9 protein-coding genes and 1 pseudogene are annotated in these 11,385 nt (G+C 68.5%); 4 read left to right on the forward strand and 6 right to left on the reverse strand.

Translation table 11 applies throughout. The annotated features are described in order from the left end of the window. Positions 1-767, forward strand: a pseudogene (locus KW835_RS24435) (hypothetical protein); the annotation flags it as partial. Positions 768-1,106: 339 nt separating this feature from the next. Then, complete coding sequence (locus KW835_RS24440; RefSeq protein WP_218387208.1) at positions 1,107-1,667, forward strand: helix-turn-helix transcriptional regulator; 561 nt, start codon at positions 1,107-1,109, stop codon at positions 1,665-1,667. A gap of 110 nt (positions 1,668-1,777) precedes the next feature. Here KW835_RS24440 and KW835_RS24445 read toward each other — a convergent pair whose 3' ends face one another. The 5 genes from KW835_RS24445 to KW835_RS24465 all read right to left on the reverse strand — a co-directional run bounded on the left by KW835_RS24445 (position 1,778) and on the right by KW835_RS24465 (position 8,811). Then, positions 1,778-3,178 (reverse strand): MFS transporter, encoded by a 1,401-nt coding sequence (locus KW835_RS24445; RefSeq protein WP_218387332.1) that lies wholly within the window; start codon positions 3,176-3,178, stop codon positions 1,778-1,780. Beyond that, positions 3,178-4,836 carry an AMP-binding protein gene (locus KW835_RS24450; protein ID WP_218387210.1) on the reverse strand — a complete coding sequence of 553 codons (1,659 nt, stop codon included), beginning with the start codon at positions 4,834-4,836 and terminating at the stop codon, positions 3,178-3,180. Before KW835_RS24450 ends, KW835_RS24445 begins: the two co-directional genes overlap by 1 nt. Positions 4,837-5,230: 394 nt before the next feature. Continuing rightward, positions 5,231-6,550, reverse strand: a complete 1,320-nt coding sequence (locus KW835_RS24455) for a Glu/Leu/Phe/Val dehydrogenase (protein WP_218387212.1) — start codon at positions 6,548-6,550, stop codon at positions 5,231-5,233. A gap of 161 nt (positions 6,551-6,711) precedes the next feature. After that, positions 6,712-7,605 (reverse strand): PPK2 family polyphosphate kinase, encoded by an 894-nt coding sequence (locus KW835_RS24460; protein ID WP_218387213.1) that lies wholly within the window; start codon positions 7,603-7,605, stop codon positions 6,712-6,714. Positions 7,606-7,827: 222 nt separating this feature from the next. Further along, on the reverse strand, positions 7,828-8,811 hold the full coding sequence (locus KW835_RS24465) for a GlxA family transcriptional regulator (protein ID WP_218387215.1): 984 nt from the start codon (positions 8,809-8,811) through the stop codon (positions 7,828-7,830). A 164-nt stretch (positions 8,812-8,975) separates the two neighbouring features. Here KW835_RS24465 and KW835_RS24470 point away from each other — a divergent pair, with 164 nt between their 5' ends. Beyond that, the gene (locus KW835_RS24470; protein ID WP_218387217.1) at positions 8,976-9,797 is read left to right on the forward strand and encodes an MBL fold metallo-hydrolase; all 822 of its coding nucleotides are present in this window, start codon (positions 8,976-8,978) and stop codon (positions 9,795-9,797) included. Positions 9,798-9,873: 76 nt separating this feature from the next. On the opposite strand, the gene KW835_RS24475 is transcribed toward KW835_RS24470, so the two are convergent. Then, the gene (locus tag KW835_RS24475) at positions 9,874-10,809 is read right to left on the reverse strand and encodes a LysR family transcriptional regulator (RefSeq protein WP_218387219.1); all 936 of its coding nucleotides are present in this window, start codon (positions 10,807-10,809) and stop codon (positions 9,874-9,876) included. Positions 10,810-10,880: 71 nt separating this feature from the next. Here KW835_RS24475 and KW835_RS24480 point away from each other — a divergent pair, with 71 nt between their 5' ends. Further along, complete coding sequence (locus tag KW835_RS24480) at positions 10,881-11,372, forward strand: PACE efflux transporter (protein WP_255593912.1); 492 nt, start codon at positions 10,881-10,883, stop codon at positions 11,370-11,372. The last annotated feature ends 13 nt before the right edge of the window (positions 11,373-11,385 follow it).

The following is an 11,385-nucleotide window of genomic DNA, read 5'->3' on the forward strand; positions in this document are numbered from 1 at the left end:
CGCCTGCGGCGCCTGCCACGGCGGCCGGGGCTGCATCGGCCACGTCGGGCGCCGCCTGGCCAGCCACCGGCCTCGGCGCGCCGCTGATGCGCATGGTCAGTGCGCTGGTGCAGCAGGTCACGACCAGCAGCGGTGCGCCGCAGCGTGTGGTGTCAGCGCAGCCTTGGCCGGTGGGTCTGGCGCAGGCGCTGGAGAGCGGCTCCATCGACCCGGAGCAACCCCCGCTGCAGACCTGGCTGGTGCGCCAGGGCACGGCGCAGACGCCCGAAGGACCCCGCGGCTTTGCGCTCACGCTCAGGGTGCCGGTACCCTGGCTGGCCACCCAGCCCGCCCCGCCCCCGGCCGCCGCAGCGGGTGGAGCCGGTGGAGCGGTGCCGGGTGCGTTGCAAGTGCCTTTCGCGGGCGGCGGCCAGGCGCTGCAGTCGGGCGTGATCGCGCTGGTGCTGCAGGGCGCGGATGCTGCGGCGCCCCGCACCAGCGCGCTGCTGGTGCTCGACTTCCAGCCTCAGCTGGCGGCCACGGTGTATGGCCGCGACATGCTGCTGCAGCAACAGGCCGGCCGCCTGGACCCGTGGACGCAGATGGCCGTGCTGCAGGCCAGCGGCCAGGTGCCGCGCGAGGAGGACCGGGCGCGCAACGGCGCTTCGGGGCTGTGCGAGACAGTGGGTTGCCCCTACGCGGCCCGCGCGGAGTGCGCGCAGCCGTTCTGCCTGGCGATGCGGGGCGTGCTGCCCCCTGAGCCGGTCGGGCCTTCGCCAGGCGCATAGGGGTCCACGGCGTTCTCGGGGCCGGGGGCTCGAAGTCCGGCAGCCCGCGATGCTTCGCAGTCGTCAGCGGCAACATCTTGCCGTGCATGCGATTGGTTCGACCCGTGCAAAGGCCCCGCAGCCAAACTTTCTCCTGAACTGCGGTGATCGCCGGAGAAAGGGGCGACATGCCCGGCCGCGTGCCGTAGTCTGTGCCTTGATTGGCAGCACTACCCGCCCGGCACATGGCATTGAACGACATCAACGAGACCCGCGAACATGCGTAATCTCGCGCGCGCGGCCACGCTGTCCCACCCTATGTCTGCCCCGGCGCCGCATGCGGCCGCAGGACTCTTGCGCATGGACGCCCTGGCCCCGTGCGTGGTGGTGTTGGACCATGGCTGCACGATCCTCCACACAAACAGTGCAGCCCAACACGAATTGGCGGCGGGTGTCTTCAAGGTCCGGCACGGATGCATTGCCGCGACCGATGCGGGCATGCAGGCCCACCTGGTCAGCGCGGTGGCATTGGCCACGGGTGAGCCGTCTTCAGGCCCGGCTCGTGCCAGCGTGGTGCGCATGGGCCACGAAGGGGCGGGTCGGCTGTGCAGCGTGATCCCGCTGCTCGCCCACGAACCGCTCGCTCATGCGTCCGATGCCAGGCCCCAGGCGCTGCTGCTGTGGTCCGGGCCTCGCACCGTGCCGAACGCCAGCCAGTTGTCGGCGGTGTTGCGCGTTTCCGCGAGCGAGGCCCGTCTTGCCTGGGCGCTCGCTGCAGGCCAGACGGTCAAGGCCTTCGCACAGCTGCAGGGCTGCTCATTGCACACAGCCCGCACGCACCTGAAGAACCTGATGCGCAAGACGGGCTGCAGCCGGCAGGTGGAGCTTGTGCAACTGATCCATTCCATTCCTTTTGGCTGAACGGATTGCGCCGGCGAGGGGGGCGATACGGATGCGGACCGTGTCCCTGCCACGTGCTGCGGCTGGTGCGTGCCCGCGATGTCGGGCTGCGACGGGCAGGGCACAACACACTACGCGGCGCCCGTGCGGGACCGGATGTCCGCATGCCGTGACCGCGTGATCGGGTAGGCCACCAGCAGCGGAATTGCCAGCAACAGGCACACCGCGGGCAGCACGCCGGTCATGAGTGTGATGCCCTGCAGCGCGCTGGCCGACTGCGCGACGTTGGGCACGTAGCCCGTCACGTCCAGCATGCCGGCCACCATCACCGTGGCCAGCGTGCGCGCCAGCTTGTCCATCAGGCCATACAGCCCGTAGTACATGCCTGTCTTGCGCTCGCCGGCCTGCATGTGGCCGTGGTCGATGGTGTCGGGCACCATGGCAAAGGGCACGATCCAGTGCGCGCCCATGCCGATGCCGATCACGACCAGAATGCCCATGACCATGCGCTGGTCGCCCGGGCCCACCCAGTACAGCGCCACGAGGCCCGCCGCGCACAGGACCAGGCCCAGCACGTAGGCCCAGTTCTTCTCCCACCGGTCCACCACGTACTTCCACACGAACAGCGACAGGCCCACCACGCCCAGCAGAGTGCCCATGTAGCGGGGCAGGTCGCCCTTGTCGCCCTGGAGCCGGTAGATCACGAAGTACGCCAGCGCGGCCTGCACCAGCGTGAGCCCCAGGCGCACCAGCGTCGCGGCGCTCATCAGCAGCAGGAAGGGGCGGTTGTGCAGCGTGGTGCGCAGCGTCTCTCGCACGTTCTCCCACATGGGCTCGCGCGGCCCGTGGTCGCCGTCCGCACTGCCGTGGGCGCTGCCGCCGGGCTCGCGCACGCGCCAGGCCACCACGGCCACGGCCACGCCGGCAGCCAGGCCGAAGCACGAGCCCGCCAGCGCATAGCCGGTGCGGGCGTCCGGCGCGGCACGCACCAGCACGGGCATGAGCACGCTGCCCGCAAAGAAGCCCAGCAGCGCGCCCATGGAGGCATAGGCCGTGAGGCTGGTGCGCTCGTCGTAGTCGGTGGTCATGTTCGCGGCCATGGCCTGGTAGGGCAGCTGCACCAGGGTCATGAGCGTGTCGAACACCGTGTAGGTGATGGCGATCCACAGGAATGCGGCCACGGGCGAGAGGCCCGGCGGCACCATCCACACGGCGGCCGCCGCGATGCCCAGCGGGATGGCGCCATAGATCAGGTAGACCCGGTGGCGCCCCCAGCGCGAGCGCGTGCGGTCGGTCATCCAGCCGAACAGCGGGTCGTTGACGGTGTCCCACACCTTGCCCACCAGCAGCGCCGCGCCCGCCACCGCAGGGGCGACAAGCGCCACGTCGGTGTAGAAGATCATGAGCATGAAGTTCATCGCCGCGATCAGCATCTGCAGGCCGACATTGCCGACCGCGTAGCTGAGCTTGGTGCCAAGGGTGAGGGGCGATGCGTGGGCGGTGGCGGCGCCGGGCACGCTGCCTTGCGGCATCACGGAGCCACCGCCGGAGTGGGCGCGGGCACGGCAGCAGGCACGAACGACGGGGCGGCGGCGCGGGGCGGCGCGGCTTCGAGCATCAGCCGCACTTCTCGCCGCAGCATCTTGTTGAGGAAGCTGCGCGGGATTTCATCGACGATGCGCACGTCGTCAGGTTGCAGGTGCGCGGGCAACTCCTTCGCCAGGTACTGCGCCACTTCGCCTTCCAGCGCCCGCCTGTCGTGGCCGGTGCGCCATTTCTGGCGCACGCTCAGCACCAGCACCGCCTGCGTGCCATGCTGCACCAGGCAAGCCTCCTTGACCGAGGGGTGGGTGTGGGCCACTTCTTCCACTTCGCGCGGATTCAACAGCTGGCCGTTGCGCGAGACCCGGTCGGCGCTGCGCCCCAGCACGTGCAGGTAGCCGTCCTTGTCGAAGTAGCCCAGGTCGCCCATCACCACCCAGCCGTCGCGCAGCGTCTCCTGGGTCTTCTCGGGGTCGAGCCAGTAGCCGTCGAAGCGCACGGGCGTCAGCACCGTGATCAGGCCCATCTCGCCCTGCGACAGCGGCTGGAAGTCGTCGTCGCGAATGACGACCTGCACGCCGGGCATGACCCGGCCCACGGTGGAGAGCACGTCGAGCCCGAGCGGGTTGCCCTGTGCATCCACGTGCTGGTGCGGCAGCAGCCAGGTGATGGGCGGCAGCGCCTCCAGGCAGCCGTAGCCCTGCTGGAAGATCGGCCCGAAGCGGCGGATGGCCTCGGCGATCTTGGGGGCGGGCGTCATCTCGGAGCCGTAGGGCACATGGGTGAGCGAGGACAGGTCGTACTGGTCCAGCGTGGGCTCGTCCAGCAGGTCGATGATGGCCGATGGCGAGAGGAAGGCACGAGATACGCGGTGCTTCTGGATCAGCGCGGCAAGGGTCGCGGCGCTGAAGTCCTCGGGCATCACCAGTGCTGCGCCCGACAGCAGCGTGGGCAGCACCAGGCCAGAGCCCGGACCGGTGAGCGGCAGGCCCAGCATGTTCACGTCGGGCCTGTCCGGCGGTGGCGCAAAGTTGATGGACCGTGCGATGAAGCGCACGCTGTCCAGGTACTTGCGGTTGCTGTAGCCGATGGACTTGGGCAGGCCCGTGGTGCCAGAGGTCATGTGCAGGGCGAAGATGTCGTCTTCGTGCACATCGACCTCGCTGCGCACGGGCGCATGCTGGGCCAGTGCCTCTTCATAGTCCTTGCCGATCGCCAGGGTGCGCAGGCCGGGCAGCTTCTCGCGCACGGCCTGCAGGATGGGGGCGCTCAGCAGCGGGTCGTGGATGAACAGGGTGGGCTTGACGCGGCCGATGGTGGTAAGTGCCGCATCGGCGGGTAGGTGCTTGTGAAAACTCGCGAAGATGGTGCCGTTCTCGAACGTTGCCAGCCTCGCTTCGTACTGCTCGCCCGTCTCTGGCAGCAGGGTGAACACCACGTCGCCCTTCTTCACACCCTGCGCCTGCATCCAGGCCTGCAGCCGATACACCCGGTCTTGCAACTGCCGGTAGGTGAGCGTGCCGCGCCGGTCAATGAGCGCCGGCTTGTCTGGATGGCGAAAGTAGGCCAGCCGGGCCACGGAGCGCGCCGTGCGCAGCCGGTCTAGGAGAAAGCGCGCAACAAAGCTGCGCAGTGAGGGTAAAGCCACCGTAATCTCCCGAAAGAGGCGTGAAGAAAGCAAGGAAGTTTTTCACGACCGGTCGTAGCAAGAGATGACCATTTGTATGTACGCGTATCTTTTCGTTTCCAATCCGGCTGTGCGGCTGCTTTGCGCTCTCGAACGGTCTTTTCGGTGAGATGACGTCAGTCCCGCGCAACAGCTAGCGCGCTGCGCGCCCGCCGCATGAAAAAACCGCCAGGGCCGGATCACGGCCACTGGCGGTTAATTTGTATGACTCGTCTCCGGATGGAAGACGATCACATTCGGTGACTGCGTCACCTAAGGGCGTGAACAAAGACCAGCGCACCCGTGGATCTGGCTCAGCCAGTCCACCGGGTGCGTCCCCCCTCGGGGGGGAAGCGGCGCAGCCGCACAGGGAGGCTCAGGGATACAGTCCGCGCATCTCGCGGGCATGCAGGATGCGCTGGCAGGCCACGATGAAGGTGGCGGTGCGCAGGCTTACCTTGTGCTCCTGCGACACCTGCCAGATGCCGGCGAAGGCCTCTTGCATGATGCGCACCAGGCGGGCGTTGATCTCGTCCTCGCTCCAGAAGAAGCTGGAGAAATCCTGCACCCATTCGAAGTAGCTCACCGTCACGCCGCCGGCGTTGGCGATCACGTCGGGCAGCACCAGCACGCCCTTGTCGTTCAGGATGTCGTCGGCTTCGGTGGTCGTGGGGCCGTTGGCGCCTTCGATCACGAGCTTGGCCTTGATCTGGCCTGCGTTGTCCTTGGTGATCTGGCCTTCCAGGGCTGCAGGGATCAGGATCTCGCAATCCACGCCCCAGAACTCTTCGGGCTTCATCACATCGGCGCCGGCAAAGCCGCCCACGCCACCACGGGTCTTCACATGCGCGAGCAGGGCGGGTACGTCCACGCCGTTGCCGTTGAAGATGGTGCCGGTGTGGTCCTGCACGGCCACCACCTTGGCGCCCGCTTCGGCAAACAGCTTGGCGGCAATGCCGCCCACGTTGCCAAAGCCCTGCACCGCCACGCGGGCACCGGCCAGCGCCAGGCCGGTCAGCTTGGCGGCTTCGACACCCACGGTGTACACGCCGCGGCCGGTGGCCTCCACGCGGCCCAGCGAGCCGCCCAGGTCCACGGGCTTGCCGGTGACCACGCCGGTGGCGGTGGCTCCGGTGTTCATCGAATACGTGTCCATCATCCAGGCCATGACCTGGCCGTTGGTGTTCACGTCGGGCGCAGGGATGTCCTTGGACGGGCCGATCAAGAGGCCGATCTCGCTGGTGTAGCGGCGCGTCAGGCGCTCCAGTTCACCCAGCGACAGTTTCTTGGGGTCCACGCGGATGCCGCCCTTGGCGCCACCGTAAGGCACGTTCACCGCAGCGTTCTTCACCGACATCCAGGCCGACAAAGCCATCACTTCGGACAGCGTCACGTCCTGGTGAAAACGCACACCGCCCTTGCCGGGGCCGCGGCTCAGGTTGTGCTGCACGCGGTAGCCTTCGTAGTGCGCGATGGTGCCGTTGTCCAGCTCGATCGGCACGTCCACGATCAGGATGCGCTTGGGGCGCTTGAGCGTTTCCACCCAGCGCGCCAGGTTGCCCAGGTAGGGCGTGACGCGGTCAACCTGCTGCAGGTAGTTGCCCCAGGGGCCGAGGTGGTCGGCTTGCAGGTAGGAGGGCAGGCTGTGGACGGCGCCCGCAGTGGCGGTGCCGGGGGCGCCGGAGGATGAAGACATGGTGAGTTCCTTGTGGGATCAGTTCAAGCCGCGAAGCTTATGCCTGCGCATTCACCCTGTCTAAGGCCGGAGTGTTTGTGGGTTATGCGTTTGGTGCATAACGTGCGGAGAGCACCCGTTCATGCGGCATTGCAGCAAAAACAGGTGCCTGCCGCGATGGCTCATTCGATCTTGAGACCGGCCAGCGCGGGGTCGCCTTCGGGGTAGCGCAGGTCCAGGTTCTGCAGCACCTCGCGCAGCACCGTGGCGATCATGAGGTTGCGATGCGTCTTGGAGTCGGCGGGCACGATGGTCCAGGGCGCCCACGGGGTGTGGGTGGCGGACAAAAGTGCTTCGTAGGCGCGCTGGTATTCGGCCCATTGCTTGCGCACCTCGATGTCGCCCTGGCTGAACTTCCAGTGTTTTGCCGGGTCGTCCAGGCGCTCCTGCAGGCGCTTTTTCTGCTCGTCGGCGCTGATGTGCAGCAAGAACTTGAGCACCACGGTGCCCGTTTCGCTGAGCATGCGCTCGAAGTCGTTGATGTGGGACAGGCGCTGCTGCTGCTGCTCGGGCGTGACCCAGCGGTTGACCACCGGTACCAGCACGTCCTCGTAGTGGCTGCGGTTGAACACGGTGATGTCGCCCGCCTGCGGCACCTGCTGGTGGATGCGCCAGAGGTAGTCGCGGGCGCGCTCCGGCTCGGTGGGCGCCTTCCAGCCCACGGCGTGCACGCCCAGTGCGCTCATGCGGCCAAACACGCCGCGGATGGTGCCGTCCTTGCCCGAGGTGTCGGTGCCCTGCAGCACCACCAGGAGCTTGTAGCGCTTGTCGGCGTAGAACAGGTCCTGCAGCGCATCGAGTTCTGTGGCCAGCGCCTCGACCGCAGCCTTGTCTTCGGACTTGCTGCCCAGCGAAAACGGCTTGGCTCCGGGGTCGTAGTCACCCAGCGATGCGCCGCGCTGCGGCTGTCCGCGGCTGCCGTCCTGGCCGTCAGCGGCTGTGGGTTTGCCTGGCTGCCATTGCGACCACAGGTCGGCGGTCTTGCTGCGGGATTTGGGGATCAGGGGTGAGGGCATGGATGTGATGGACGATGCGTTGATGTGGCGCAGGTTAGTGCAACGGGGCACGTTGCACAAATGGTCTGCGTGGGCCGGTGCCTGTTGCCATGGGTCGTGCCGACCGTCCAGGCGAACCATGGCCCGCTGCGGCAGGTTCGCGGCAGGCCAAGCCGCGTGCGCAACCGGGTGACGCAGCTACAGCGGTGAGGGGGCGGGCCCGGTGCGAGCGTGGTGAGGGCGTCACCGCTGCGCCATGCGGTAGGCCAGCGGAGTCTGCCCCGTGGCCTGGCGGAAAGCGCGGTGCAGGCCCGCCTCGCTCGCAAAGCCCAGGTCCTCGGCAATGCGTTTCAAGGGCTGCGCCGTATCGCACAGTGCTTCGCTGGCCTGGCGCAGCTTGATGCGGCGCATCCAATGGGCGGCCGACAGCCCCGTGTGGGTCTGCACCCGGCGTGCCAGTGTGCGGGGAGACATCCCCAGCGCGTCCGCCAGGGCCGGTAGCCGCACTCGGGTGGCGGGGCTGCGCTGCACCCAGAGCATGGCGCGGCGCAGGTCGCCGTCTGTCGTGGCCATGAGGTCCTGCCCCGCGAACGCCGGGTGGGTGGTGCGCGGGCGGGGCAGCATCAGCAGCGCCTGCACGTCCGCCAGAGCCTCGGGCGGCAGCAGCGCGCCCAATGCATGCAGCATCAGCGGGAGGTAGCCGTTCGCGCTAGCCGCCGTGGTGGTGGTGCCGTCGTGCACCAGGGGCTCGTCAAAGCGCCATTGCACGGTGCCGAACTGCCGCTCCAGCGCGGCGCGCAGCCACCAGGTGGCGGTGGCACTGTGCCCGCGCAGGCGGCCGCTGGCCGCCGCCAGCGCCACTCCCGCGCAGTAGCTCCACACCTGCGTGCGGCGGGGGAGGGCCGCAAGGGCCTGCACCACCGGGGCCAGCTGCTGCAGCGGCACCGCGAGGCCATCGGTGGACGACAGCCACAGGCCGGGGACCAGCACCGCGTCCACCTCAGCCCCTGCCAGCCGTGCCGAGGGTGTGAGTGCAGGCCCTTGCCAGGTCGGCACGGGCTGCAGGTCTGCGCTTACCCACAGCGTCTGCACCAGGGGCCGCTGCACCCGTAGGCCGGCCGCGCGGGCGATGTCGGCGGCGGCGAACAGGCCGGCCGGCATGCAGCCGGGGTACAGCAGCAGACCCAGGCGAAGCGGGGCGGCGGGCGCAGTCGTGGGCTGGGGCATGGGAGTCAGCGGGAAAAAAGGAGGGGGGGGGGGGGCCGGAAATGACAAGAAGCTGTCAGATCAGGCCATTCTCGCGCAGGCCGTGAAATCCAACAATCGTCCTCGTACCTGGCCTCCTGAGCCTTGAGCCACTTTCCCCATCCATACGCTGCGAGCCCACCACCATGCACATCACCCACTTGCGCAATGCCACCGTCTTGCTGGAGTTTTCAACGGGGGGCCCGCCTGTGGGCCTCTTGGTGGACCCGATGCTCGCGAGGCGCGGCAGCCTGCCAGCACTGCGCTACCTGGGCGCCGGCCGCCAGCGCAATCCCATCGTCGATCTGCCGCCCGGCACAGACGATGCATTGGAGCGCGTGACGCACGCCCTCATCACCCACTGCCAGCGCGGCCACTTCGATCACCTGGACCGTGCGGGACTGCGCTTTCTGCGCGAGCGACAGATTCCGGTGATCTGCATGCCGCGCGATGCGGACTACCTGGCGCAGCGGGGCCTGGTGGTGTTGCCCCTGTCCGGCCCGACAGGCCAGGGACGCCAACCGTTCACGCTGGGCGGCCACGTCACGCCCATCCCCTGTGTGCACGGCACCGGGTGGATCGCACGCTTCATGGAGCATGGCCATGGCTACCTGCTGGAGCTTCCTGGCGAGCCCAGCGTGTATCTGGCAGGCGATACGCTGCTCACCCCCGCCGTGCGCGACTGCCTTGCGCGCCTGCGGCCGGACGTGGCCGTGCTGCCGGCGGGCGGCGCGCGCTTCGACGTAGGCGCTGAAATACTGATGGACGCTGCCGACATGGCCGAGGCCGCAGCGCTGGCCCCGGGAACTCTGGTGGTGAACCACCTGCAGGCTCTGGACCACTGCCCCACCACCCGTGAGGCGGTGCGGGCACTGGCGCAGCAGGGCGGCTGGGCGCACCGGCTGTGGGTCCCCGAAGACGGGGAGAGCAGGCCCTTTCATCTGATGGGCATGCCAGTCGCTATATAAACGATAGCGGGCGGCGCTTGCTGGTCAAGCGGTAGAGGCAAATTCTCTTCGTGGATGGGACCGGCGGGGCTGGCGTTCAGCGCGAGGGGGGCGTGGCGGCGGCCTTCATCAGTGCCACGAAGCGCGCGGCGCCCAGGCCCTGGGGCCGCTCCTTGGACCACACGACGTCCACCCATAGCGCCGTGCCGTTGCTCAGGTTCTCGAACGGCATCTCCACCAGTGTGCCCGCCGCGATGCGCGGCTGCACGAGGGCACGTGGCTGCCAACCCCAACCCAGGCCCGACTCGATCAGGCCCAGGGCCGCCAGGTGGTTGTCTGTGCGCCAGTGATGGCGCGCGAACACGAAGCGCGGGTCGGTCTGGCGAAGGTCGCGGCTGGCGACGACGATCTGGCGCGTGGTGGTCAGGTGCTCCTCGCGCAGCATGGCGCTGCCGGGCGGCTCGCCCCGGGCTTGGGCGGCGGCCCGCGCCCCTGCCAGCACGGGGTGGTCTGGCGCCATCACGGCGACCAGGGTTTCGGTGCCCACCTCCTGGAACCCTTCGCGCCCGTCGATGCTGGGGCGCTCGAATACCAGCGCCAGCTGCGCCCGGCCCGCGTGCACCAAGGCCAGCGCGTCCACCTGCGGCGCTGCCAGCACCTCGACCTGCAGCAGCGGGTATTCCTGCGCCAAGGCTGCCAGGGGCCCTGTCCAGCGCGCGGCCAGCAGTTCGGGAGCGATGGCCAGGGTCAGGCGCTCTTCCAGCCCCTGGGTAAGGGCCAGCGCCTGGGCGTTGAGCTGCTGTAGTTGCCCCGCGAGCAGCCGCGCCTGGGGCTCCAGGGCCCGCGCAGCGGCCGTGGGGCGCGGCTCGCGTCCGCTGCGGTCGAACAACTGCACGTCCAGCTCCGCCTCCAGGTGGGCGATGGTCATGCTCACCGCCGACGGCACGCGCGCCAGCGCGCGCGCAGCGGCCGAGAACGAGCCGTGGTCCAGTGCGGCAAGAAACACCTGCACGCTATCGGAAGAAAAAGCCATGCAGCCAATCTATCAGAAAATCTGAAACAAGCTGACTTTATATATCAGCCATGCGAACATAAAGTGGCGCTATGTCTTCGAGCACCACCCCTCTTCAGAGCACGCCGACCAACCCCTCCCGCACCGGCCTGCAGGGCGTCAAGCGCCGGGTGATCTACGTCACCCTGTACGAACTCATCGCCATCGCTGCCGCTACCTTGGGGCTTGCGGTGCTGACGGGTCAGGGCGCTGGCCATTCCAGTGTGGTGGCGGTGGCTGCGTCGGCGATCGCCATCGTCTGGAACATCGTCTTCAACTGGGCTTTCGAGCGCTGGGAGTCCCGCCAGGCCGTGCGCGGGCGCAGCATGGCGCGGCGCGTGGCGCATGCCATCGGATTCGAGGGCGGGCTCGTCTTCACCCTCGTGCCGCTGTTCGCCTGGTGGTTCGGCGTGAGCCTGTGGACCGCCTTCGTCATGGACCTGGGCCTGATCGTGTTCTTCCTGTGCTACACCTTTGTTTTCAACTGGGGGTTCGACCGCATCTTCGGCCTGCCCGCCAGTGCACAGGACGCTGCACGGGCCTGACGGTCCACGCCTT

The sequence above is a fragment of the Acidovorax sp. sic0104 genome (assembly GCF_019219095.1).
Classification (GTDB): Bacteria; Pseudomonadota; Gammaproteobacteria; order Burkholderiales; family Burkholderiaceae_C; genus Acidovorax.

What these genes read in the sequence shown, in the direction of transcription:
- KW835_RS24440 (WP_218387208.1), top strand. Translation starts at nt 1,107, where the DNA reads ATGGACGCCCTGGCCCCGTGCGTGGTGGTGTTGGACCATGGCTGCACG.
- KW835_RS24445 (WP_218387332.1), bottom strand. Translation starts at nt 3,178, where the DNA reads ATGCCGCAAGGCAGCGTGCCCGGCGCCGCCACCGCCCACGCATCGCCC.
- KW835_RS24455 (WP_218387212.1), bottom strand. Translation starts at nt 6,550, where the DNA reads ATGTCTTCATCCTCCGGCGCCCCCGGCACCGCCACTGCGGGCGCCGTC.
- KW835_RS24460 (WP_218387213.1), bottom strand. Translation starts at nt 7,605, where the DNA reads ATGCCCTCACCCCTGATCCCCAAATCCCGCAGCAAGACCGCCGACCTG.
- KW835_RS24465 (WP_218387215.1), bottom strand. Translation starts at nt 8,811, where the DNA reads ATGCCCCAGCCCACGACTGCGCCCGCCGCCCCGCTTCGCCTGGGTCTG.
- KW835_RS24470 (WP_218387217.1), top strand. Translation starts at nt 8,976, where the DNA reads ATGCACATCACCCACTTGCGCAATGCCACCGTCTTGCTGGAGTTTTCA.
- KW835_RS24475 (WP_218387219.1), bottom strand. Translation starts at nt 10,809, where the DNA reads ATGGCTTTTTCTTCCGATAGCGTGCAGGTGTTTCTTGCCGCACTGGAC.
- KW835_RS24480 (WP_255593912.1), top strand. Translation starts at nt 10,881, where the DNA reads ATGTCTTCGAGCACCACCCCTCTTCAGAGCACGCCGACCAACCCCTCC.